The sequence below is a fragment of the Streptomyces sp. NPDC014734 genome (genome assembly GCF_043083325.1).
In the GTDB taxonomy this organism is placed as follows: domain Bacteria; phylum Actinomycetota; class Actinomycetes; order Streptomycetales; family Streptomycetaceae; genus Streptomyces.
Window position 1 is genome coordinate 140432 of record NZ_JBIBYN010000004.1, and the last position, 24333, is coordinate 164764.

A 24333-nucleotide genomic window follows, 5' to 3' on the forward strand; every position below is an offset into this window, starting at 1 on the left:
GATTGTGTCTCTCCCCTGATGCAATGCGAAGGTTTCACAGCACGCCCAGGTCCGAGGGACGGGCACGGAAACGGCGGGAGGTTCGGCGCAGCGTGGCGAATGCGGAACACAGTGTGCGCGCGGACGCGGCGACGGGGGCGGGAACCGGGGCCGCGCGGGCCCTGCTCTGGTTGGTCGTGGCCGCACTGGCAGTACGGCAGATGGCGGTGGTGCTGCGGCAGCCGCCGGGCGAACGGCTCACCGATCTGGAGACCTGGATCGGTGAGAACGGTGTTCTGCACGTGACGGGCTCGCTGTACGAGAGCGACAGGTTCACCGGCACCCCGTTCGCCGGGATGGTCCTGAAACCATTGACCCGGACGGCGGAGCAGAGCCTGGGCGTCGTGTGGACCTTCGGGTCGCTGCTGCTCGTCGTCGCCCTGGGCGTGGTCGCCGCGCGTGCGCTGCCGGCCCCGGTCTCCCGCCGCACCTCGTTGCTGGCCGCGCCGGTGGCGATCAGCCTGCTGATGCTGTCGCTGCCCGTCCGCAACGCGTTCCACCTGGGGCAGATGAGCATCATGCCGGTGCTCCTGGTGCTGCTGGCCTGCTTCGTGGTGCGGGGGGAACGGGCCTCGGGCCTGCTCATCGGACTCGCGGCCGCGCTCCAGCCGACGGTGCTGCTCTTCGCGGTCCTGTTCCTGCTCACCGGCCGCCGACGGTCGGCGACGACCGGTGGTGTCGTCTTCGCCGCGTGCACGGCACTGGCCTGGGCCGCGATGCCGGACGACTCGTGGACCTACTGGGTGCACCACGTCGCGGGCGTCGGACTCGGCGGCACCCCGGAGAGCCTGGCCAACCAGTCCTTGCACGGTGCGCTGCTCCGTTTCGGTCTGACCGGTCCGCTCGAAATCGTGCTGTTCGCGGTGCTGGCCGCCGCCGTCTGCTGCGTGGGACTGCGCCGGGCCGTGCAGTACGCGCGCGACGGGCAACTGCTGCTCGCCGTCGCCGTGACCGGCTGCGTCGCCGTCGCCGTCGCACCGACCGCCTGGCAGCACCAGTTGCTGTGGGTGTTGCTCGCCGTCGTCGGCCGGACCGGCAGGAGGGCCTCCGACCGGCTGGTGTGGCCGGCGGTGGTGGTGCTCGTGATCACGCTGCCGGGGAAGATGCTGCTGCCCAACACGGCGGCGTTCTTCCCGGTCCGCGACAACGTCCTGCTGATCGCGGCGCTCGGCGCGGCCTGTGTCGCACCGTTCCTGTCGCGCACCTCGCCGTACTGGCGGCAGCCGATCCCCACGGACTACGCGACCCCGGTCCCGGCCCGCTGGAGCCGTGTCCCGCTGCTGCCGTTCTGGCGCCGGGTGCTCAGCCGGCCCAATCTGCTGCTGGAACTGCTCCTGATCAGGGTGGTGTACTCCGCGTACGCGTACGTCAGGCTCGCGGCGACGGCCGGCCGGGACACGGCCGAACAACACGGCAGACAGATCCACTCCCTCGAACAGTGGCTGCACATCGACATCGAGCACTGGGCCAACCACGCGGTCGTCGGGGTGGGCTGGCTGCGCGCCTTCTTCGACTACTACTACTCGACGTTCCACTTCATCGTGCCGCTGGCGATCCTCGGCGTGCTGTACGTACGGCGTCCCGCGGACTACCGCTGGGTCCGCAGCGCCATCGGCTTCGCCACGATCCTCGCGCTGGTCGGCTTCTGGCTCTACCCCCTGGCCCCGCCGCGGCTGATGCCGGGGCTCGGATTCATCGACACCGTCCATGGCGTCCAGGACTTCGCGAAGCCGGATTACGGTTCGCTGACCGCGGTGACCAACCAGTACGCGGCGATGCCCTCGCTGCACTTCGGCTGGTCGCTCTGGTGCGGTGTGGTCATCGTCATGCTGGCCCGGCGCCCGTGGATGAAGGCACTGGGTCTGCTGCACCCGCTGTTCACGGTCACCGCGATCATCGTCACGGCCAACCACTGGGTGCTGGACGCGCTGGGAGGGGCCACCGTCGTCGCGCTCGGCTTCGGTCTGACCTACCTGCTGGCGGGGCCCCGGAGGGTCCGGGTCCCGGGCGTGCCGGCGGCGGCGAAACCGCTGGACGACGTACCGGTCGGAGTGCCGGACAAGGCCGGTGAAGCGGTGGGCGGCAGACGATCCTGAGGCCTGCCCGGCCCGAGCCGAAGGAGTGCAGGAAGGCGTTGAAGTCCTGCCCGGAGGTGCCGGGAGGTGCCGAAGGGGCGCCGGACGAACACCGTCCCGGCACCCCTTCGGCGTGGATCGCCGCCACACCAGCATCCGCCCCGGGGCCCCGGCCCGCCACTCGAACGGCTCAGGAGACCGTTCCGAGCGCCAAGGTGGCGAGAGACAGCGTCGCCATCGACACCACCGTCGACGCCACCACGCAATCGCGTGCCGACCGGGTGTCCAGGCCGTACTGCTGGGCGTAGACGAAGACGTTCTGAGCGGTCGGCAGCGCGGAACACAGCACGACGGCCAGCAGATGACGGTCCGGAAGGTGCAGCAGCGGACCGGCGACGGCGAACGCGATCAGCGGCTGCACCAGCGTCTTGAGGACGACGACAAGGGCGACCTCCGCCCGCCGGGTCCGTTCCGCCCCCTCCGTGCCGGCGTTCTCCCGCGCCCCACCCGGCGCGGAGCCGTCGGCCGACGCACGCCGGTTCAGGGACAGGCCCAGCGTGACGAGGGCGGTCGGCACGGCGGCGGCACCGAGCAGATCACAGGAATGGGCGAGGGCGTACGGCAGCCGCAGGCCGAGCGCGGACACGACGACACCCGAGAACGAGGCCAGGATGATGGGATTGCGGACGGGCACGGCCAGCATGCGCCGGACCACGACACCCGGCCCGGGACGGGCTCCGGAGACCGCACCGTCTCCGTCCGCGCCCCTGGTCCCGCCGCCCGTACCACCGGTTCCGCCGTCCGCGCCCCTGGTTCCGTCGCCGCCCGGGGAGATCGCTCCGGCCCGGGCCCGTGTCGCCGCGTCCAGTGAGGTGAGGATCACCGGGGCGACCAACAGCACCTGGAACAGGATGATCTGGGCGACGAACGAGGCGTCGCCCAGTACCTGGACCGCCACCGGTATGCCGAGGTTGGCCGAGTTGACGTAGCCGGACGCCATGGCGCCGATCGTCCGGTCCGCGGTGCCCCGGCCGAAGAGCCGGCCCGCCGCGAGGAAACCGAGACCACAGGTCAGCGCCGTGCCGGTCGCGAAGGCCACCATCGAGGCGTTGGCGAACGCGCCGAGGTGTGTCCCGGAGACCATGGTGAACAGGGCGGCGGGCATGGCCACATGGAAGACGAACCGGCCCAGCACGTCTGCCGCCCGTGCCCCGAGAAGTCCGCCGCGCCCGGCCGCGTAACCGACGGCGGTGAGCATCCAGATGGGAGTGAAGGCGGGGAGCAGGGCATGCATGCCGCCCATGATCCTGGTGCCGTCGTACGCGTGTCGGCGGGGGTCCGGGCCCGGCCGGACGGACCGGTGGTCCGGGCGGTTCCGTCGCGTCCGGACGGTCCGGGCGGGGCGGTTGGGCGACATGCCTTGGGGATGCCGCCCGTCCCGCCCGGACGCGACGAGGACGCTCAGGTCCCGGCGGTGCCCGGTGTGGACGTACCCGCCGCGGTGTCCGCGGTGCGCCCGGTGTCCGCCGTGCCTGAGGCGCCTGCGGTGTCCATGGCGGGGGAGGTGCCCTCGGAGGTGATGACCTGAAGCTGCTTGATTCCGTTGAGCCAGGCCGAGCGCAACCGTCGCGGCTCACCGACCAGCCGCAGGTCCGGCATCACGTCCGCGATCGCGTTGAAGATCAGGTTGATCTCCATCACGGCGAGGGACTTGCCGAGGCAGAAGTGCGGCCCGCCGCCGCCGAAACCCAGGTGCGGGTTGGGGTCACGGGAGATGTCGAAGGTCTCCGGCGACTCGAAGACCTCGGGGTCGTTGTTGGCCGAGGAGTAGAACAGCCCCACCCTGTCCCCCTTCCTGATCCGCTGTCCGCCCAGTTCGACGTCCTGGGTGGCGGTCCGCTGGAAGGAGACCACCGGGGTGGCCCAGCGGACGATCTCCTCGGCGGTCGTCTCCGGACGCTCGCGCTTGTAGAGCTCCCACTGACCGGGGTGGGTGAGGAAGGCGTGCATCCCGTGGCTGATGGCGTTGCGGGTGGTCTCGTTCCCGGCCACGGCGAGCAGGATCACGAAGAAGCCGAACTCGTCCGAGGACAGGTTGCCCTCGCCCTCCGCGGCGACCAGCCGGCTCACGATGTCCCCGGCCGGGCACTCCTTGCGTGCCGCCGCCAGGTTCATCGAGTACGAGACGATCTCCATGGCCGCCTCGGTGCCGACCTCCGCGGTGATCGCGTACTCCGGATCGTCGTACGCGGCCATCTTGTTGGACCAGTCGAAGATTTTCGACCGGTCCTCCTGGGGTACGCCGATGAGTTCGGCGATGGCCTGGAGCGGCAGTTCGACGGCGACCCGGGTGACGAAGTCGAACGAACCGTCGTCGTCGGCCTCGGCGAGGGCGGTCTCGACGATCGAGCGGGCCCGGTCGCGCAACGCCCGTTCCAGCGAGCGGACCGCGCGCGGTGTGAAGCCCCGCTGGACGATCTGGCGGACCCTGGTGTGCTCGGGCGGGTCCATGTTCAGCATGATCAGTTTCTGGACCTCGATCTGATCGCGCTCGATCGATTCGTTGAAGCGGATGACAGCGGTGTTGGTGTGGGACGAGAACAGCTCCGGGTGGGTGGAGACGTACTTGACGTCCGCGTGCCGGGTGACGACCCAGTAGCCCTCGTCGTCGAAACCGGAGACACCGGTCGGCTGGGTGCACCACCAGACCGGTGCGGTTCGTCGCATCTCGGCGAACTCCGGGTGCGGGACGCGGGCTTGGAGCAGGTCGGGATCGGTGAAGTCGAACCCTTCGGGCAGATGGGGGCAGGACATCGGCATCTCCAGGTCGGTCCGAGGGTCGCTCGCACGATGTCTGACGACCCATCAGAAGTTGTCCGCAAGGTAGTAACGGGTTCTACAACTGGCAAGAGGGGTCGTCGGTTCTGTTGCGTGAAGAGTGGGTGGGGCGGGCGAGGAACGGATGCAAGGTGCGTGCAGCACCCTTGCGCGGCGGCGCCGGGTCTCATAAGACTGCCCAAAGAACTAGAACGCGTACTAGTTTGCTTCCGCGGGCGCCGGGACGCCCCCTGCGGAGGCGCGAGGAGAGGACGAGCTCATGGCCGCGGAACCCGTCATCGTCGAAGCCGTACGCACCCCCATCGGCAAGCGCGGAGGAGCGCTCGCCAACCTGCACCCCGCCTACCTGTTGGGCGAGACCTACCGAGAACTCCTCGGGCGCACCCGGATCCACGCCGACTGCGTCGAACAGATCGTCGGCGGTACGGTCACCCACGCCGGCGAACAGTCCATGAACCCGGCCCGCAACGCCTGGCTCGCCGTGGGCCTTCCGTACGAGACCGCCGCCACCACCGTGGACTGCCAGTGCGGTTCCTCGCAGCAGGCCTCCCACATGGTCGCCAACATGATCGCCGCCGGTGTGATCGACGTCGGGATCAGTTGTGGCGTCGAGGCGATGTCGCGGGTGCCGCTGGGCAGCGGCTCCAAGCACGGGCCGGGCAAGCCGTGGCCCGACGAGTGGAACGTGGACCTGCCCAATCAGTTCGAGGCGGCCGAGCGCATCGCCCGCAAGCGTGGACTCACCAGGGCGGACGTCGACCGGCTCGGGCTGCTCTCGCAGGAACGGGCGGCCGTCGCCTGGGCCGAGGAGCGGTTCAAACGCGAGACGTACGCGGTCCAGGTGCCGACCACCGAGGAGGAGCAGGCCGCAGGTCAGGGCATGTGGCGGCTGGTCGACCGCGACGAGGGGCTGCGTGACACCAGCACCGGGGCGCTCGCCGGCCTCAAGCCGGTCATGCCCACCGCGATCCACACCGCGGGCAACTCCTCGCAGATCTCCGACGGCGCCTGCGCGATCATGTGGGCGTCCAGGCGCATGGCCCGCGCGCTCAAGCTCAGGCCGCGTGCCCGGATCGTCGCGCAGGCGCTCACCGGCGCCGACCCGCACTTCCACCTCGACGGGCCGGTCGATGCGACCCGCGCGGTGCTCGGCAAGGCCGGGATGTCGCTCAAGGACATCGACGTCGTGGAGATCAACGAGGCGTTCGCGTCCGTGGTGCTGAGCTGGGCCCAGGTCTTCGAACAGGACCTGGACAAGGTCAACGTCAACGGCGGGGCGATCGCGCTCGGCCACCCGGTCGGCGCCACCGGGGCCCGGCTGATCACCACCGCGCTGCACGAACTGGAGCGTACGGACAAGGAGTTCGCCCTGATCACGATGTGCGCGGGCGGGGCCCTGGCGACGGGCACCATCATCCAGCGGTTGTGACCTCGGGGGTGTCGTGCTCGCGGGCGTCGTGCGAGGGTGCCGTCGCCGCCGTTCCGTGGGAAGAACCCCCGGCCGGGGGTGTCGACAGGTGTACCCCCGGCCGGGGCGCCAGGCCGATACCGGTGCCGCCGGGCCGCGCATAGCGTCGGGGCATGGAGAACAACGCCCTTGAAAACCCGTCGACTTCGCGCCGGAGCCGCCGTTCCGTCCGCAGAGGTCCGGCGACCGCCACCGTCGTGGTCCTCGCCGCACTCGCGGTTACCACCCCCGTCCACGCCCAGCAGTCCCCGGCCGCCGCCGCGTCACACCGCTCCGCCACCGCGCACGGCGGCCCGGCGGAACGGGACAGGGGCGAGCTGCTGGACATCACCCCGGTCGCCGACCTCGACCGCGCCGCGGTCGCCCGTTTCCTGGCCGACGGCGGGATGGACACCGCCACCGTCCGCCACGGACTGCGGGGCTACCGCCTCACCTACCGCACCGTCACCCCGCAGGGCACACCCACCACCGCCACCGGCCTCCTCGCCCTGCCCAAGGGCGGCCCGCACCGTCTCGACCTGGTCTCCGACACCCACGGCACGATGGCCCACCGCGACTACGCGCCCTCCGTCGGTGAGGACTTCGGCCGCCTCGCCCCCTACCTGCACGCCTCCGCGGGCCGTGCCGTCGCGGCCCCCGACTACCTCGGCCTCGGCAAGGGCCCGGGCCGCCACCCGTACATGGACACCGCGTCCGCCGTCACCGCGTCCGTCGACATGCTGCGGGCCTCCCGCACCGCCGCGCTGCGGCTGGACCGGCCGCTCACCGGCGATGTGTACGCAGGCGGCTTCTCCCAGGGCGGCCAGGTCGCGATGGCCCTGGCCGGAGCCATCGACAGCGGTGCCGACCGGCACTTCAGGCTCCGTGCGCTCGCTCCCGTGTCCGGGCCCTACGACATCGAACACGCCGAGATGCCCGCCCTCTTCGACGGCCGGGTCAACGACATCAGCGGCATCTTCTACATGACGTACTTCCTCACCGCGCAGAACCGGCTCCACCCGCTCTACAAGGAACCGTCGGAGGTGTTCCGGGAGCCGTACGCGGGAATCGTCGACGACCTCTTCGACAGCAACCACACCGAGGACGAGATCATCCCCGCCCTGCCCGCGACACTGAAGGACCTGCTCACCGACGACTACTACCAGCAGGTCCAGCACCCCACCGGGGCCCTTCTGGACGCCGTGCGCGCCCAGGACGGCACCTGCGCCTGGAAGCCGGACGTCCCCGTGCGCCTCTACTCCTCGTCCGGCGACACCGACGTGCCGATCGCCAACGCCCGCGACTGTGCCGCGGATCTGGCCGCCCACGGTGCCGGCGCCCGGGTGATCGACCAGGGGACGACCGACCACAACGGCACGTATCTGAAGTCCGGGCCGCAGATCGTGCGGTGGTTCGACGCGCTCGCCGGGCGGCACTGAGGTGGGCGGGGACCGAACCGGCTCAGTACGGTACGTGGGTGGGGAAGGTGGCGGTGGGGCTGAGCAACGCGGCGTACGCCTCCTCGTGCTGACGGCGGTGGCGGCCCGACCGGTTCATCTCGACGAGCGGGCCGGCCAGCGTGATCAGCCCGTCGTTGGCAAGCTCCTGAACGCGCATTAACAACGCCCTCACATCCAGGCCGAGCTCGGCGGCAACCGTCTGCACGTCGAGACCGGACTCCCAGCTCCACAACAGCACGGAGTCCATGCTGGGCGACCAGGCGACGGCGCCGGCCGGTTCGACGGGCGGCATGGCGGGCGGCATCGGCGGGGCCGGCGGTGGCGGCGGTGGCGGCGCGGCCGGCGGCGGGGGTACGGCCGGCGGAAGGGTCCCCGTCGAGGAGTGCGTCGACGCGGCCGGTGCGGGGACGGGTGTTCCGGCGCGAGGATTCGGCACCGGGATCCCGGGCTCCGCACGGCTCTTCCCGTCGGATTCCTTCGCGGCGTGCGGCTTCCGTCCGAGCAGCTCCTGGGCGAGGGACCGGGCGTCGTTGCGGCCCACCGTGCGTCGCGCCAATCGCACTTCGCGCTCGTTCAGGCCCATCAGGTCCGCGATCGATCCGTCGTCGCCGACCGTGACGGCGAACGCGGCAAGCGTCCTGCTCCGCTCGGCCTGCGCCTCGTCCAGCAAGGCTTGAGCGTGGCGCATGCGTTCGTCGCTGACGCAGAAAGCTTCCGCCAGGACGGTGTTCCGATCCCAGAAATCACGAGGTTCCACGTACGTGACAACGCTCCGGCCGTTTCCGGGAACGGACAGTTGAGCAAAATGCGCCTGTATGGACCAACGGGTAATGAAGTCTTCAAGTGCTATGAAGCATCTCGCTTTGCTGGTTGTCGACCTGCGAGGGGGCCGGGTGCTGCCGGTCGTGACGGACCGAGGTCCGGCGGGAGTCCTCAGTCGCCGGGAGCGTCGAACGTGACCCGGGCGTCGAAGGCGGCGCGGCGTGTGGCCCGGCGCAGGGCCTTCAGCAGCGTCGTGCCGAGCGTGAGGGTGAGCACCACGGTCAGCACCGCCCGGCCCAGGTCCCAGCCGAGCGACGTCGCCGCGACGTAGGCGAGGAAGCGCACCAGATTCTCCGACAGCGGATCGCCCGGGTGGAAGGCGATCCCGGAGCCGAGACCGGGCACGATCGTCCAGCCGTACAGGTTCATCACCGTGCCGTACGCGAAGGCCGCCACGAACCCGTACCCCGCGAGCATCAGCAGTTCGCCCCGCCCGCGCAGCCGGTCCGGCCCCGGGAGCAGACCGGCACCCATGGTGAACCAGCCCATCGACAGCATCTGGAACGGCATCCACGGCCCCACTCCACCGGTGAGCAGGGCCGACGCGAACATCGTCACCGAGCCGAGCACGAAACCGAAGCCGGGCCCGAGCACCCGGCCGCTCAGCACCATCAGGAAGAACATCGGCTCCAGTCCCGCCGTGCCCGCGCCCAGCGGGCGCAGCGCGGCACCGACCGCGGCCAGCACCCCCAGCATGGCCACGGCCTTCGCGTCCAGGCCGGAGTCCGCGATCATCGCGACGACCACGCCGACCAGCAACGGAAGCAGCGCCGCGAACAGCCACGGCGCGTCCTGGGAGTGCGCCAGGCCGGAATCCGCCCCGGCCAGCAGCGGCCAGCCGAACGCCACCACCCCGACCGCGCCGACCAGCACGAGCGCGGTGATCGCCCGCGGCCCCAGACGTACCGGCCGTGCCACGCCCACCCCGGTCGCCCGGCTCCGCCCGTCCCGTGCCGGTCGCCGAGCGCGCTCGACGGCCGTTCCCGTTCGTTCGCGGTGGCCGCTCATCCCCGGTCTCCCAGCGCGTCGCGCACCTGCGGCACGGTCAGCCACTCCTGCGGGGCGAGGATCTTCGCGGTCTGCGGGGCGAACGCCGGCGAGGAGACCACCACCTGCCGGGTCGGCCCGTCCGCGACGATCTCCCCGTCCGCGAGGATCACCACCCGGTGCGCCAGCTCCGCGGCCAGCTCCACATCGTGCGTGGCCAGCACGATCGCGTGCCCGTCGGCGGCGAGCGCGCGCAACACCCCGACCAGCCGGGCCTTCGCCGCGTAGTCCAGGCCGCGGGTGGGCTCGTCCAGGAGCAGCAGCGGCGGCCGCGCGGTGAGCACCACGGCCAGGGCGAGCGCGAGCCGCTGCCCCTCGGACAGGTCGCGGGGGTGGGTGTCGTCCGGCACGTCGGGCAGCAGCTCGGAGACCAGGGCCCGGCAACTGCCCGCCCCGGCGCCCGCGTCGGCGTCGGCCGCCGCGCACTCGGCGGCGACCGTGTCCGCGTACAGCAGATCCCGTGGTTCCTGCGGTACCAGCCCGACCCGGCGCACCATCTCGCGCGGCTGGGTGCGGTGTGGGGTCCGGCCGCCGACGAGGACGGTGCCCGCGGTGGGTTCGATCATGCCGACGAGCGTGCCGAGCAGCGTCGACTTGCCCGCCCCGTTGCGGCCCATCAGGGCGATGGTCTCACCGGGGGCGACGCCGAGCGTGACCCGGCGCAGCGCCTCGACGCGCCCGCGCCGTACACCCAGCCGTTCGACCCGGGCCGGGGCGCCGTCGACGGGTTCGGGGGCCGGGGCGGCATTCCGCCCGCCGCGGCCCAGCAGCCGGGCGAGCGGGCCGCGCCGCACCGGTTCGGGGGCGTCGGGCAGCGGGGCCACCACGGCCCCGGCCCGTGGGGCCGACGGCGCGGCCGGCCGGACCCCCGCGAGCCGTTCGCGCAGGCCGGCGGCGCGCCGCCGGGCATCGCGGACCGAGAGCGGCAACGGCTCCCACCCCGCCAGCCTGCCCAGCGCCACGACCGGCGGATGGACCGGGGAGACGGCCATGACCTCGGCGGGTGTGCCCATGACCGGTGCCGCGCCCGGCGACGGCAGCAGGACGACCCGGTCCGCGTACTGCACCACCCGCTCCAGGCGGTGCTCCGCCATCACGACCGTCGTCCCCAGGTCGTGCACCAGCCGCTGGAGCACGGCGAGGACCTCCTCGGCGGCCGCCGGGTCCAGCGCGGACGTCGGCTCGTCGAGGACCAGGACCTTCGGATGCCCGGTGAGCACCGAACCGATCGCGACCCGCTGCTGCTGGCCGCCGGACAGGGTGGCGATCGGCCGGTCCCGCAGCCCGGCGAGACCCAGCAGGTCCAGGGTCTCCTCGACCCGCCGCCGCATCACGTCGGGAGCCAGGCCCAGCGACTCCATCCCGTACGCCAGCTCGTCCTCGACGGTGTCGGTGACGAAGTGGGAGAGCGGGTCCTGGCCCACGGTGCCGACCAGATCGGCGAGTTCGCGCGGTTTGTGGACGCGGGTGTCGCGCCCGTCGACCGTGACCCGGCCGCTCAGCGTGCCGCCGGTGAAGTGCGGCACGAGACCGGAGACGGCGCTCAGCAGGGTCGACTTGCCGACCCCGGACGGGCCGACGAGCAGCACCAACTCCCCCTCGGGAATGGTCAGGTCCACTCCGGACAGGGTGGGCCGCCCGGCCCCCTCGTACCGCACCGCTACCTGCTCGAACCGGATCACTCGTCCTCCTCGCCATCTCTGCCACCCGCCGACGGCGGTACGGGCGCCACCAGCGCGGGCACCAGCCCCACCAGCACCGCGGCCGCGGGCCACAACGGAAGCACCGGCGCGGTCAGCGGCACGACCCCCGGGTGCAGCGCCGCCTCGTCGACGCCGCCCGCCCAGATCATCGCCGCGGCCACCGCGGCCCCCGAGCCCGCCACCAGCCAGGCCCGCGCACCCCACCGGTCGGGCCGGTAGCGGGTACGGACCGACCGGGCGCCGCCCAGGCGCAGTCCGGCCGCCGCCGCGATCAGCCCGGCGACCAGCAGCGGCAGCCCGTACACCGCGCCCTGCGCGGCCAGCAGCCCGTACGTGCCCGCGCACACCCCGAGCAGCCCACCGAGCGTGAGCACGTTCGTGGTGCGGCGGACGGCGGGCGGGACCTGGGCGGTGCGCCCGTAGCCGCGCGCGTCCATCGAGGCGGCCACCGCGACCGACCGTTCCAGCGCGCCCTCCAGGACCGGCAGCCCGATCTGGAGAACCGCCCTGATCCCGCCCGTCGGGCGCCCCCGCAGGCGCCGTGCGGTGCGCAGCCGCACCACGTCGGCGACCATGTTCGGCGCGAACGTCATCGCGACGACGACGGCGACCCCCGCCTCGTACAGCGCGCCCGGCAGCGACTTCAGCAGCCGGGCCGGATTCGCGAGCGAGTTGGCGGCGCCCAGGCAGATCAGCAGGGCTGCCAGCTTCGCCCCGTCGTACAGGGCGAAGAGCAGTTGTTCCGCGGTGACCCGGCCGCCGATCCGGACGCCCTTCGCCCAGTCGGGCAGCGGCACCTCGGGCAGCGTGAACACCGTGTGGGTGCCGGGGATCGGCGAACCGAGGAAGACGGAGAAGACCAGCCGCACCCCGATGACGAGCAACCCGACCTTGATGAACGCCCCGTAGGAGCGGGCCCACGGCGCGTCCGTCCTGCGCGCCGCGACCACATAGCCCGCCACCCCCACCAGCAGGCCCAGCAGCAGCGGGTTGGTGGTCCGGGACGCGGCGGTGGCCAGGCCCAGCGCCCACAGCCACCATGCCCCGGCGGGCAGGGCGTTGCTCCGGGTCGCCTCGGGGGCGCGCAAGGGGTGGTACGGCCGGGCGGTGCCGGTGGGACCGGACCCCGGGCCGCCGGTCGGCGCGGTCATCCTCGGCGGCGGCGGGCCTGCGCGACGGCGGCGGTGCCGAGGACGACGACGGCGCCGATCCCGACGTACACCCCGGCGGAAGGGCCGCCACCGGAGCCGTCCGGGCCGTCGGCGGCGGCAGTGGTCGCGGGCCCGGCCGGTGCAGTGCCCGACGCGGAACCGGCGGGCTTCGCGTGCCCGCCGTCGCCCGACACCTGCTCGCCGCAGCCGGTGGCCGGATAACCGGAGATGGCGCAGAGCAGCGCGTCGCTGTTGTAGCGCAGCGGCTTCGCCACGGAGGCGAGGGCCTCGGCGGTGCTGGCGTCCGGGGCGACCCGGGCGCAGGCGGTGCGCCGCGCGGGCGGGGTCCGCCCGTCCGGGGCGTCGGAGGCCGTGCCCGGGTCGATGACGAGCGCGATCCGCTTGGATCCCTTCCCGGACGGGGTGTCCGCGCAGATCTTCGCGAAATCGGGGGAGGTACGGGGCTGCGCGGAGTCCTGTGAATCCTCGCTCACCGAGAACCGGAAGCCCTGCACCGAGCCGTCGTCCGGCCGGACCAGGGCCGGGCCCTGGGTGGCGTAGGTCCAGCCGGTGCCGGAGTTCTCCCAGAACGACCAGTACCGGTAGCCGGCCGCCTGGGCCGGTCCCGCGCACAGCACGGCCAGGACGGCGCCCAGGACACTCAGGACGCCCAGGACCGCGCCGGTCCTCCCCGCCCGCCTCACAGCTGCTGGTTCTTCCGGCGCCCGCTGATCAGGAAGCCGACACCGGCACCGACGACGAGGCCGATCCCGATGAACCACCACACGCCGCCGATCACGTCGTCGCCGCTGTGGGTCTGGTCCTTCTGCGTGGGCTCGTACCCGGAGTCGGACGCGGACGGGTCGGGCGTCGTGATCGCGGCGGGCTTCGGCCCGGTCTCGTTCAGCAGGTCGACAAGGTTCACGCCGCCGAAGTCCCGGGCGTTGTTGCCGGTCGCGTGCGCGGCGAGGACCAACTGCGCGTAGGCGGCGGGGCCGTTCTGCTCGGCCCAGGGGCCGGCGTTCTTCTTCAGCCAGGCGACGGCTCCGGCTGCCTTGTCCTGGTGGCCGGAGGCGGACAGCGCGACGACGGCGTCCGCGGTGTTGCCGAAGTCGGGCTGCGGGGTGGTGTCCTCGGCGCCGGGCATCGGTGCGAGGTCGAGGTGACCGTTCGCGGCGAGGGCCCCGGCGAGGAAGTGGGCGCCGTTCTGGGCGGCCTGTTCGGGGGCCAGGTCCGTGCCGGGGCGGCAACTGGTCCCCTTGGCCGCCGCGTTGTTGCCGGTGGCCAGGGCCTTGCCCATGGCGCCGAGCACGGCGGCCGCCGTGGCGTCGGCGTTGGCCGTGAGCTTCCCCGCCTTGTCGGGCTGGTAGGCGAAGGCGCCGCCGTCCTTGCCGCCGCACGGGATCGCGAGCGCGAGCAACGGGTCGTACGGGGTCTTGCCGCCCGGGGTGGTGATGTCCCCGAGCCGCTGGCCCTGCCGGGCGAGGGCGCCGATCACCAGCGAGGTGGAGTTGGCGTCGCTGGGCTGCCCGGCTGCGTAGCCCCAGCCGCCGTCCTCGTTCTGCACGGACTTCAGCCAGCGGACCGAGTCGTTCACGGTCTCCCGGTGCCCGTCCACCTCGACGAGGGCCTGAACGGCGACCGCGGTGGCGTTGGTGTCCAGCATCGTCTTCGCGTCGCACGGCTCGGAGACGTCGGCCCGGTACGCGGCGAAGGCGCCGTTGTCGCACTGCTGGCCGATCAGCCAGTCGACCGCCGCCGAGGCGGGCGTCACCCCCTCGACCCGTTGCGCGAGGAAGGCGAGCGACTGCCGCCAGACACCGTCGTAGGTGGGGTCCTTCGTGCCGTACAGCCCGATGGGCGCTGTGGGGGTCGGCGTGGGCGGCGGGGTCGGCGGGGTCGGCGCCGCGACCGCGACCGGGGCGGCCGCGCAGAGCACGGCGGCGGTGACGGCGAGCGTTGCCGCGCTGCGGCGTACGGTCATGGCGGGCGGGGCCTCTCCTGCACGGGGAACCGGGGACGGGCACGCTCACGCACCAGGCTCCGGCTCCGTATACCTCGACGATGCCGACCACCGGGGTTCCGGTGGTACGAGCCGGTCACGACCGCGGACAGGGCATTCCGGCTCACCGTCCGCGGGACGGCTCACGGCTGCGTGGTCAGCGCCGGATTCGCACCGGCTTCCCCCTGTACGGGCATGATGACGACCAGCCCACTCTACCGGGCGGTCCGGCGAGGGCCCCCGGGTACGCCCCCGGGCCCCACGGCGACGGCCCCGCGGCGGCCCCGCGCGGTGCGGCGGGGCCGCACTCCTCCCGGGCCCACAGCGCACCGACGTCACACCGGGGCCGCCGCCCGCGGACGTCACACCGCGAGGTACGTCACACCGGACAGGGGGGCGGTGCCGACGTCACACCGCGAGGTACGTCACGGGGTCGCTCCCCGCCACCGCCTCCGCGCGCCCCAGCTTCACCAGCCGCCGCAGATGGGCCTCCGCCTCCGAGACGGCGATGTTGCGCGAGCCGGGCGGGATCTGCTCCCAGGGCCGGTTCCACTCCATCCGCTCGGCCAGCTCCCACGGGGTCAGCGGCGCGGTGAGCAGCCCGAGCAGCCCGGTCAGCCGGTCCTCGTGGTGGACGAGGAGCTCCCGGACCCGCCCCGCCGCGTCCGGGAACGCGTACTGATGGGCGGGCAGCACCTCCGCGACCCCGAGCCGCCCGATCCGCTCCAGCGAGTCGAGGTAGTCCCCGAGGGGGTCGGTGACGGTGGCGTCGTCCGGGTCCTCGTACAGCCCGATGTGCGGGCTGATCCCCGGCAGCAGATGGTCCCCGGAGAACAGCCGCCCCCGCCCGGGCAGTTCGGCCGGATGCCGTTCCTCCAGGTGGAGACAGACATGACCGGGGGTGTGTCCCGGAGTCCAGACCGCCCGCAGCCGCCGCCCGGCAAGGTCGAGCAGTTCGCCGGGCACGATCTCCCGGTCCGGGACCGCGGCCCGTGCCCCGGGCAGCGTGCTCGGGCGCCCCCGTTCCGCCGCCGCGGCCCGCAACGGCGCGAGATGCGCCTCGGGTGCCCCGACCGCGGTGAGCTTGCCCACCAGATACGTCAGCCAGGTGCCGGGTTCCGACTCCCTGGTGCGGCGCACGATCTCGGTGTCCGCCGCGTGCATGGCGATCCAGGCCCCGGACGCCTCGCGGACCTGCCCGGACAGTCCGTGGTGGTCGGGGTGGTGGTGGGTGATGACCACGCCGTGGATGTCGGCGACGTCCGTGCCGACGGCGGTCAGCCCGGCGGTGAGCGTGTCCCACGCCTCCGGGTCGTCCCAGCCGGTGTCGATCAGGACCGGCCCGCGATCCGTGTCCAGGACGTGCACCAGGGTATGGCCGAGCGGGTTGTCCGGGATGGGCACCTTGATGCTGTGCACGCCCCCGCCGTGGTCGGTCACCTGCGTCATGGTTCCCCATCTCCCCGCAGCCCGGCCGGTTCACCGGACGTTCGGACGTAACGGCTGTGCGGTGCGCGCCTGTCGACCACTGTAACGAGAACTTGTTCCAGTAGTAGCCCCGGTCGACCATCTCGTCCGTCCGGGCCGGAGGGCGGGCGGCCGGACCGACGGGTCCCCGGTGGAGCGGTGGGCATGCCGGGGGAGGGGACGGGAACAGGAACGGGCGGATCCGGTCGTCGCGCGTCAGAGGGCACCCCCAACGGGGCGCGGACAGGCGGTGGTTGAATCCGAGAGGATGACTGTGTCCGGCACCGTGCTCGGCTACCTTGGGCGGGTGGGTGACGATGCGCGACAACGGGCGATCGGCGACCGGTACCTCCTGCACGAACGCCTCGGCAGCGGCGGCATGGGAACCGTGTGGCGGGCCACCGACCGGTTGCTCGGCCGCTCGGTGGCGGTCAAGGAAGTACATCTGCAGGAGGGCGGCGAGGAGTTCGCCAAGCGCTCCCGACGCGCGCACCGCGAGGCGCGCGCCATCGCCGGGGTCTCCCACCCCAACGTGGTGGACGTCTACGACCTCGTGAGCCACGAGGACCGGCTGTGGCTGGTGATGGAACTCGTCAAGGGCCGCTCGTTGGCCGAACACGTCGCCGCCCTCGGCCCGATGCCCCCGTCCCGGATCGCCGGGATCGGCCTCCAGCTGCTCGACGCGCTCGACGCGGTGCACGCCATCGGCGCCCTGCACCGGGACGTGAAACCGGCCAACGTCCTGATGCGCGAGGACGGCGGCGTCGTGCTCTGCGACTTCGGCATCGTGGCACTCGCCGACACCGCGTCGCTCACCACGCCCGGCGCGGTGATCGGCACCCTGGAGTTCATCGCCCCGGAACGACTGAGCGGCCGCCCGTCGGGACCGCCCAGCGACCTGTTCTCGCTGGGCGCCACCCTGTGCGCCCTGGTGTCCGGTCGTTCCCCCTTCGCCCGTCCGGAGCCCGCCGCGGTCCTGTACGCCGTGATGAGCGAACAGCCGGAGGTTCCGGCCGGTGCGGGGCCGTTGACCCCGGTCCTCGAAGCCCTGCTGCGCAAGAACCCGGCGGAGCGGCCGACCGCCGCCGAGACGGCCGCCCTGCTGCGCCCGGTGGCCGCGGGGGCGGGTCTCGCGGCCACCCCCGACGCCCCGCCGCCGGGCGGCCCGCCCGCCCCGTCATGGGCGGCGTCCACGGCCGATGCGGGGGCACCGCGTCGTCGGCCGTCCCGCCGGGCGGTGCTCTCGGCCGGTCTGGCGCTCACGGGAGGCGTCGGCGCCGGACTCGTGCTGAGCCGCCTGTCGCGGGACGACCGGGCCGCGGCCGACACGGGACGCGCGGGCGAACCGGCCCCCACGACGAAGGGCCCGGCGGCCAGGGGTCCGGCGTCCTCGGCGCCTCCGGCACACGGGAGCGTCCACGTCGACGCGGCGATGCCCGCCCCGGACGGTTCGTCGCGGCTCTGGCTCTTCTACGGCGACCAGTACGTACGGGTCGACGTGTCGGACCCGGACAAGCCGTTCCGGCGGGAGATCGGCCCGTACAGGATCGCGAACTGGAGCAGAGCCTTCAGCGATCTGCCGGAATTCACCGGGGGAATCGACGCGGTGCTGCCGGTCCCGGGGCGCAGGAGCGAATACTGGGTCTTCTCCGGGCAGCAGTACATCCGCATCGGGGTCGCGGACGGCGCGTACAACGACAGCCGACTGGCGGAACCGGCCCCGCTCGACGACTGGGCGGCCACCTTCGGGCGCGGGCCCGGCAACCCGCTGACCGTCGTCGACGCGCTGATGCCGGCGCCGGAGAAGGGCTCGCCGGAGTTCTGGGTGTTCTCGGGGAACGAATACGTCCGGTGCGGACTGGACGGCATCGGGCCCCGGGGCAGACCCGTGAACAGCTGGCAGCCGCTCAGCACCTGGAGCAACACCTTCGCGCGGTACCCCGGCTTTCGGGACAGGATCGACGCCGCCGTCCGGGTACCGGGCGAACACAACAACTACCTGGTATTTTCCGGCGATTCGTACGTCAGGATGTCCGTGGCGGACGGTACGTATCATGACAAGCCGATCCAGGAGCCCCGGCAGGTGACCGGCTGGGACTGAACGCACTCGCCGGACGCGGCGGCCGTGGGGCGAAAGCCCGCCGACCACCGTGACGGGAGAAGGCGTCGCCGTCCCGGGCGTCGCCGTCCCGGGCATCGCCGGGGGCCGGGGCTCAGGAGAGGGTGCACGCCTCGGCGATCGACACGCTGTTCTCGTAGAGGTGATGCCGGGTGATCCGGCCGCCCTCGACGGTGAGGCGGAGCGCGAAGGGACCCTCGAAGGACTTCCCCGTCGCGTGCACGGTCCCCGAGAGGTGCCCCATCAGGACGGCGTCGGTGCCGTCGACGAGGAACGTGTCGACGGAGGCCCGTGAGTCCTCGGCCACCGTGTGCGCGGCCAGCTCCGTGAACTGGGCGGCGCATTCGGCTCCGGTGGAGCGCGGCCGGATCCACGGGACAACGGGGTTCTCGGCGAGCATCCAGTCGACGTCGTCCGCGAAGAGCGCGACGAGCCGTTCGACGTCCCCGGCGATCCGGGCGGCGAGGAACTCCTCGACGACGTGGCGAGTGCTGTCGGCGACGGAACGTGTGGTGGTGTCGGCTGACGTGACGGGCATGGTCGCTCCTCGGGCCTCGGTGCCGGAACCCTCGTCGGGGATCTCGTTGACGTGCACCACACTGCCCCGGCGGAGGACCGTGGTCGATTACGCCAGGGGTAATGGCCGGGTGAGGGGGAGGCGAGTGCTCGCGCCGGCCGGCCGGTGGGCCCACGGTGGTCGCCAAGGGCCGTCCCGTGCTCCGCGGCGGATCGGCGCGCGGCGTCGGATGTGGTGCATCGCAAGGCGGAGGGATGTCGGCGTATCGGGCGCCACCCGGATGCCTGACCATGACCGCGTAGCGGGGCGATGGGGAAAGGGCTGCTTGAGTCCGACGAACCGGTGGTCGCGATGCGGCCCCCGTGCCGCACGGAGCGGCCGGACGACCTCCCGCATCTGTGTCACCGCGGCCGGAACGACGGACGCCGGGTGTACCGAATGGCACGGGCCGCCGTCTTTGTCGAGTATCCGGCGTCCCGTAGCGCCCGGCGGGCCAACGCGGGGAACTGATCACGCATGGCGAACCTCGGGGAGTTGACTGCCGGAAGTCCAGGGTGGTCACCATTGGTCGACCATGCGTCACGGAGCGTTGCCGAGAGCGTGCGGCCATGAACCAGCAGGCCTTCCAGCGGATTCGTGGGGCGTGGAGGAGCGTGAACCGCTCGGCAAGATCGTCTGGGCGCGCTTCGCCGTCACGCGGGAGGGGGATGTGCCGAAGGTGCGCGACAGCGTGCCGCGTTGACCCGGGAAGGGTGCAGCGCCCGGTCGTTCCCGGTGGTGCGGAACGGCGCTCGCGCCGATCGGCCGGTGAGTCGCCCCGGTGCCGTGGACTCCTGGAACTGGAACTGGTATCAGTTCTGACGGAGAATCAGATGAAGATGCGGTGGGATGACGTTGTCGGATGTCGTGCCGGTTCGCGGGAGGCAGCAGCCATGACCGAGCTTGTCGAACACGGAAAACTGTTCATCGGCGGAGAGTTGGTCGATCCGCTGGGCCGGGAGGTCATCGAGGTCGTCTCGCCCCACACCGAACAGGTCATCGGCAGAGTGCCGCATGCCTGCGAGGCGGACGTGGACCGGGCCGTCGCCGCCGCCCGGCGGGCGTTCGACGAGGGACCCTGGCCCCGGACGGGCCTGGACGAGCGGATCGCGGTGGTGACCCGGATCAAGGACGCGTTCGCCGCCCGGTACGAGGAGTTCGCCCGGGTCATCAGCTCGGAGAACGGCACCCCGTACTCGTCCAGCGTGATGGTGCAGGCGCTCGCCGCGATGATGGTGTGGGACGCGGCGCTCACCGTCGCCCGGGACTTCCCGTACGAGGAGCGGCGGGACGGTGCGCTGGGGCCGTTGCTGGTGCGGAGGGAGCCGGTGGGGGTGGTCGCGGCCGTGGTGCCGTGGAACGTCCCGCAGTTCACCGCCGCCGCCAAGCTCGCGCCCGCGCTGCTGGCCGGCTGCTCCGTCGTGCTGAAGGTGTCGCCCGAATCCCCGCTGGACGCCTACCTGCTTGCCGAGATCGCCGCAGGGGCCGGACTGCCGGAGGGGGTGCTGTCGATCATCCCGGCCGACCGCGAGGTCAGTGAGTACCTGGTCGGACACCCGGGCGTCGACAAGATCTCGTTCACGGGGTCCGTGGCAGCCGGACGCCGGGTGATGGAGGTCGCCTCCCGCAACCTCACCCGGGTCACGCTGGAACTGGGCGGGAAATCCGCCGCCGTGATCCTCCCGGACGCCGACCTGGAGACGGCGGTCGCCGGGATCGTCCCGTTCGCCTGGATGATCAACGGGCAGGCGTGCGTGGCCCAGACCCGCATCCTCGTCCCGCGTTCCCGCTACGACGAGACGGCCGAGGCGTTCGCCGCCGCCGCGAGTGCGCTGCGGATCGGCGACCCGCTGGACCCCGCCACCGAACTCGGCCCGCTGGTCGCCGAGCGCCAGCAGCGGCGCTCGCTCGACTACATCCGGATCGGTCAGGACGAAGGCGCCAAGATCCTCACCGGTGGCGGCCGTCCGGCCTCCCAGGAACGCGGCTGGTACGTCGAGCCGACCCTGTTCGGCGACGTCGACAACTCCATGCGCATCGCCCGCGAGGAGATCTTCGGCCCCGTCATCTGCCTCCTGCCGTACGGCGACGAGGACGAGGCGGTGCGCATCGCCAACGACTCCGACTACGGTCTCAGCGGCAGTGTCTGGACCGCCGACACCGAGCGCGGCATCGACGTCGCCCGCCGGGTCAGGACGGGCACGTACAGCGTCAACACCTTCAGCCTCGACATGCTCGGCCCGTTCGGCGGCTACAAGAACTCCGGCCTGGGAAGGGAGTTCGGGCCCGAGGGGTACGGCGAGTACTTCGAGCACAAGATGATCCACCTGCCGGCCGGGTACGGGGCCACGACGGCCGCCCCCGGTGACGAGGGCGGTGCGTGATGGGGGACCGCTGGACCGTGGAGGTCGACCGGGGGGTGTGCATCGGCTCCGGGATGTGCGTGAACCACGCCCCGGACGGCTTCGCGCTGGACACCGCCCGCCAGTCCCGGCCGCGCTCCCCGGAGACCGGCGCCGACGAGCGGGTCCTCGCGGCGGCCGAGGGGTGCCCCGTCGAGGCCATCATGATCACGCTGGTCGGCTCGGGCGAGGCGGTGTTCCCGCCGGAGGAGTGACGAGCTGGTGGGCAACAGGCGACCGACGACAACGCGGGAGGCGGGGCCGCAGGACGCCGCGAGCCCGCCCGCCAGGGATTCCGGGCCAGCCCTTCGGGCACCGGCGGGGGCGGCCGCGAGCCGCGTGCGACCGCCCCCGGGCCCGAACCCGGACACTCAGGCGGTGCAGCCCGTGTCCGCGATCACGAAGTGGCCCGCCGGGGACTCCCGCAGGGTGTGTGTGACGAACACGTTGTACAGGCCCATGTTCTGGTCCGAGCCGTTGGCGTAGACGAGGCCGCCCGTGGTGTGCGCCCGCCCGGCCACCACGTGCGCGTAGTTGGTGGCGGTGAAGCACCGGGCGGGGGTTCCTCCGCCGGTGGTGGTCGCCGTCACCGGGGCCGAGGCCGTGCCGGGGCTGCCCGATCCGTCGACCGCCGTCACCGTGTAGCGGTACGCGGTACCGGCGGTGAGTCCGGTGTCGGTGTGGGTGGTGGCGGTGGGGGAGGCGAGCTTCGTGCCGTCGCGGTACACCGTGTACGAGGCCGCGCCCTCGACGGCGTCCCAGGTCAGCGAGGCGCTGTCGGCCGTGACGGCGGTGACCCGCAGGCCGGACGGGGCGGGGAGCCGGCCCTCGCCGCCTCCGGGCGTGTCCCGGTCGAGGCCCCAGAAGACGCCCGTGTGGTACGTGGAGCAGATGGTGTTCAGGAAGTACGCGGCCGTCGAGCCGCACTGCTCCGTACCGGAGCCGGGGTTCACCGCCAGGCCATGCCCCATGCCGGAGACGGAGTAGGTCTGCACGGCAGGCTGCCCGGAGGCGTCGTCGTACGTGGCGCGCGTCGTGTTGCCGGGCAGGGTGTCCGTGGACGACGGGGTCTGTCCGATGCCCCAGACATCCGTCCACTGGTCGCGCAGGGCCGTGGCGTTGGCCGGGTACACCGTGTAGTCGGCGGTGCCCTGCCAGATCGCCACCCGGGGCCAGGGACCGGACCAGCCGGGGTGGGCGGCGCGGACCTTGTCTCCCCACTGCGCGGGCGTCAGCTTCTGCGAGCCCATCTGGCAGGAGGACGCGCCCGCCTGGCTCGTCGCGCACTGGGCGGGCAGGCCCGAGGCGATCGATCCGCCCGCGAACACGTCCGGGTACGCGGCCAGCAGGTCGGCGGCCATGCCGCCGCCCGCCGACAGGCCGGTGACGTAGACGCGGCCGGAGTCCGAGCCGTACCGCTGCTTCGCGTACTCCACCATCTGCGCGACCGAGGCGGCCTCGCCCCTGCCCCGGCTGTCGTCGGCCGGGTCGAACCAGTTGAAGCAGGACAGCGCGTTGTTGGCGGAAGCGGTCTGCGGGAAGACCACGGCGAAGCCCCACAGATCGGCGTACTCCGGCCAGCCGGAGTTGGTGTAGTAGGCGTCGGCGGTCTGCGCGCAGCCGTGCAGGGCCACCACCAGCGGGGCGTCGGCGGGCAGTTCGGCGGGGGTGTACGCGAACATCTGGAGGTTGCCGGGGTTGGTGCCGAAGCCGGTCACCTGTTGCAGGCCGCCCCTCGTCGCGGTGGCGGACGCGGCGGCGGGCGGGGCGGTCCCCACCGTGCTCAGCGTCGCCGCGACGAGGGCGAGAACGGCCGTGGACGCGACGCGCCGGAACAGGCGTCGCAGGATCGATGGGCGCACGGGTGCCTCCCTGGGCCCGGACGGTCGGGGGACGCCCCGGTCGTGCGGGCGGTGCGAGTGGTCGGTTGCGGGGGAGCGGGTGAAGGGGGTGCTGGGCGGACGCTATGAGCCGCGATCCGCCCCGCCCATGGGCCCGACGGACACTCCCCGGTCCCGGCTGTGTGCGCCACGGACCTTGCACGTGCCGCTGGCTCCCGGCCGGTGCGGCACGGATCCGGCCGCCCGCCGCCGCGGGGCCGGCCGTATGCGCTTCGGCCCTGCCCCCGGCCCGGCGTCGGCCTCTCTCCCGGCGTGGGCCCGCACCATGTACGCCGCCACCATGGCGAGGTGCCGCGGTGTGTGCACCGGCCCCGTGTGACGCGGGCCCCGGCCTCCTTACGGTGACGGACCATGGAGACTCCCCAGAGCCCGGTCCGCGGGCCCGCCCGGCCCGCCACCGCCCCGCACACCGTCCTGCCTCCCGCACCGTCGTCCGCGTCCGGGGACGTGCCGTCGCCCGTCGGCCGGCCGCTCGCCGGTCGTACCGCCCTGGTGACCGGGGGCGCGAGCGGGATCGGGCGGGCCTGCGCGCAGGCCCTGGCCGCCGCGGGGGCCCACGTCCACGTGGTGGACAAGAACGCCGATGCCGCCCGGGACCTCGCCGAGGAGATCGGCGGGACGGTGTGGGCGGCGGATCTCTCCGACCCGGAGGCGGTGGACGCGCTGCCCGCCGACGCCGACATCGTCGTCAACAACGCCGGGCTCCAGCACGTCGCCCCCGTCCACGCGTTCCCGCCGGACTGCTTCGCGCTGATCCAGCGCGTCATGGTGGAGGCACCGTTCCGTATCTTGCGCCGGACCCTGCCGGGCATGTACGAACGCGGCTGGGGGCGCGTGGTCAACATCTCGTCCGTGCACGGCCTGCGGGCCAGCCCCTACAAGTCGGCCTATGTCACGGCCAAGCACGCACTGGAGGGACTCAGCAAGGTGGTCGCGCTCGAAGCGGCGGAGCACGGGGTGACGAGCAACTGCGTCAACCCGGGCTATGTGCGTACGCCCCTGGTCGAGAACCAGATCGCCGACCAGGCCCGCACCCACGGCATCTCGGAGGACGAGGTGGTGGGCCGGGTCATGCTGGAACGCAGCGCGATCAAGCGGCTGATCGAGCCGGAGGACGTCGCCGAGGCGGTGCTGTGGCTCTGCGGGCCGCGCACCGGCCACATCACCGGCACCTCGCTCTCCATGGACGGAGGCTGGACCGCCAACTGAATCGCCGTCCCCGGCGATCCGCTGCCCCGACGCCCCGGGCCGGACGGCCCACCGGCCCCGACGAACCCACCGGCCCCGACGAACCGCCAGCCCCG

The 24333-nt window shown here is 72.8% G+C and carries 18 protein-coding genes and 1 riboswitch; of the genes, 7 read left to right on the forward strand and 11 right to left on the reverse strand.

Annotation, left to right across the window (positions count from 1 at the left end):
* Positions 1-23: 23 nt before the first annotated feature.
* Positions 24-2135 (forward strand): phosphatase PAP2 family protein, encoded by a 2112-nt coding sequence (locus ACF1CT_RS09320; protein ID WP_391783183.1) that lies wholly within the window; start codon positions 24-26, stop codon positions 2133-2135.
* Between the two features lie 169 nt (positions 2136-2304).
* Here ACF1CT_RS09320 and ACF1CT_RS09325 read toward each other — a convergent pair whose 3' ends face one another.
* Together ACF1CT_RS09325 and ACF1CT_RS09330 are read right to left on the reverse strand one after the other, a co-directional pair.
* Positions 2305-3408, reverse strand: coding sequence for an AEC family transporter (locus ACF1CT_RS09325; protein WP_391783184.1), 1104 nt, complete (start codon positions 3406-3408; stop codon positions 2305-2307).
* Positions 3409-3575: 167 nt separating this feature from the next.
* A complete protein-coding gene (locus ACF1CT_RS09330; protein WP_391783185.1) occupies positions 3576-4928 on the reverse strand; it encodes a cytochrome P450 in 1353 nt (450 codons plus the stop codon).
* Between the two features lie 283 nt (positions 4929-5211).
* Here ACF1CT_RS09330 and ACF1CT_RS09335 point away from each other — a divergent pair, with 283 nt between their 5' ends.
* Together ACF1CT_RS09335 and ACF1CT_RS09340 are read left to right on the forward strand one after the other, a co-directional pair.
* Complete coding sequence (locus ACF1CT_RS09335) at positions 5212-6381, forward strand: steroid 3-ketoacyl-CoA thiolase (RefSeq protein ID WP_391783186.1); 1170 nt, start codon at positions 5212-5214, stop codon at positions 6379-6381.
* A gap of 152 nt (positions 6382-6533) precedes the next feature.
* Positions 6534-7838, forward strand: a complete 1305-nt coding sequence (locus ACF1CT_RS09340; RefSeq protein ID WP_391783187.1) for an alpha/beta hydrolase — start codon at positions 6534-6536, stop codon at positions 7836-7838.
* A gap of 22 nt (positions 7839-7860) precedes the next feature.
* Here the strand turns inward: ACF1CT_RS09340 and ACF1CT_RS09345 are convergent, their stop codons facing one another.
* From ACF1CT_RS09345 to ACF1CT_RS09375, 7 genes are all read right to left on the reverse strand, one after another.
* On the reverse strand, positions 7861-8547 hold the full coding sequence (locus ACF1CT_RS09345) for a hypothetical protein (protein WP_391783188.1): 687 nt from the start codon (positions 8545-8547) through the stop codon (positions 7861-7863).
* A gap of 245 nt (positions 8548-8792) precedes the next feature.
* Positions 8793-9689, reverse strand: a complete 897-nt coding sequence (locus tag ACF1CT_RS09350) for an ECF transporter S component (RefSeq protein WP_391783189.1) — start codon at positions 9687-9689, stop codon at positions 8793-8795.
* Positions 9686-11410 carry an ABC transporter ATP-binding protein gene (locus ACF1CT_RS09355; RefSeq protein WP_391783190.1) on the reverse strand — a complete coding sequence of 575 codons (1725 nt, stop codon included), beginning with the start codon at positions 11408-11410 and terminating at the stop codon, positions 9686-9688. The genes ACF1CT_RS09350 and ACF1CT_RS09355 overlap by 4 nt, the downstream gene beginning before the upstream one ends.
* The gene (locus ACF1CT_RS09360) at positions 11407-12582 is read right to left on the reverse strand and encodes an energy-coupling factor transporter transmembrane component T (RefSeq protein WP_391783191.1); all 1176 of its coding nucleotides are present in this window, start codon (positions 12580-12582) and stop codon (positions 11407-11409) included. The genes ACF1CT_RS09355 and ACF1CT_RS09360 overlap by 4 nt, the downstream gene beginning before the upstream one ends.
* Complete coding sequence (locus tag ACF1CT_RS09365) at positions 12579-13286, reverse strand: SCO2322 family protein (protein ID WP_391783192.1); 708 nt, start codon at positions 13284-13286, stop codon at positions 12579-12581. Before ACF1CT_RS09365 ends, ACF1CT_RS09360 begins: the two co-directional genes overlap by 4 nt.
* Positions 13283-14566, reverse strand: coding sequence for a prenyltransferase/squalene oxidase repeat-containing protein (locus ACF1CT_RS09370; protein ID WP_391783193.1), 1284 nt, complete (start codon positions 14564-14566; stop codon positions 13283-13285). Before ACF1CT_RS09370 ends, ACF1CT_RS09365 begins: the two co-directional genes overlap by 4 nt.
* Positions 14567-14696: 130 nt before the next feature.
* A riboswitch (cobalamin riboswitch) is annotated at positions 14697-14771 on the reverse strand.
* A gap of 221 nt (positions 14772-14992) precedes the next feature.
* The gene (locus tag ACF1CT_RS09375) at positions 14993-16033 is read right to left on the reverse strand and encodes an MBL fold metallo-hydrolase (RefSeq protein WP_391783194.1); all 1041 of its coding nucleotides are present in this window, start codon (positions 16031-16033) and stop codon (positions 14993-14995) included.
* A 286-nt stretch (positions 16034-16319) separates the two neighbouring features.
* Between ACF1CT_RS09375 and ACF1CT_RS09380 the strand changes: the two genes are divergently transcribed.
* Positions 16320-18152 (forward strand): protein kinase, encoded by a 1833-nt coding sequence (locus tag ACF1CT_RS09380; protein ID WP_391783195.1) that lies wholly within the window; start codon positions 16320-16322, stop codon positions 18150-18152.
* A 112-nt stretch (positions 18153-18264) separates the two neighbouring features.
* Here ACF1CT_RS09380 and ACF1CT_RS09385 read toward each other — a convergent pair whose 3' ends face one another.
* A complete protein-coding gene (locus ACF1CT_RS09385; protein ID WP_391783196.1) occupies positions 18265-18708 on the reverse strand; it encodes a nuclear transport factor 2 family protein in 444 nt (147 codons plus the stop codon).
* A 911-nt stretch (positions 18709-19619) separates the two neighbouring features.
* Between ACF1CT_RS09385 and ACF1CT_RS09390 the strand changes: the two genes are divergently transcribed.
* Positions 19620-21110, forward strand: a complete 1491-nt coding sequence (locus tag ACF1CT_RS09390) for an aldehyde dehydrogenase (RefSeq protein WP_391783197.1) — start codon at positions 19620-19622, stop codon at positions 21108-21110.
* The gene (locus ACF1CT_RS09395; protein ID WP_391783198.1) at positions 21110-21343 is read left to right on the forward strand and encodes a ferredoxin; all 234 of its coding nucleotides are present in this window, start codon (positions 21110-21112) and stop codon (positions 21341-21343) included. Before ACF1CT_RS09390 ends, ACF1CT_RS09395 begins: the two co-directional genes overlap by 1 nt.
* A gap of 156 nt (positions 21344-21499) precedes the next feature.
* Here the strand turns inward: ACF1CT_RS09395 and ACF1CT_RS09400 are convergent, their stop codons facing one another.
* Positions 21500-22990, reverse strand: coding sequence for a PHB depolymerase family esterase (locus ACF1CT_RS09400; protein WP_391783199.1), 1491 nt, complete (start codon positions 22988-22990; stop codon positions 21500-21502).
* Between the two features lie 390 nt (positions 22991-23380).
* Here ACF1CT_RS09400 and ACF1CT_RS09405 point away from each other — a divergent pair, with 390 nt between their 5' ends.
* Positions 23381-24238, forward strand: a complete 858-nt coding sequence (locus ACF1CT_RS09405; RefSeq protein WP_391783200.1) for a 3-hydroxybutyrate dehydrogenase — start codon at positions 23381-23383, stop codon at positions 24236-24238.
* Positions 24239-24333 lie beyond the last annotated feature (95 nt).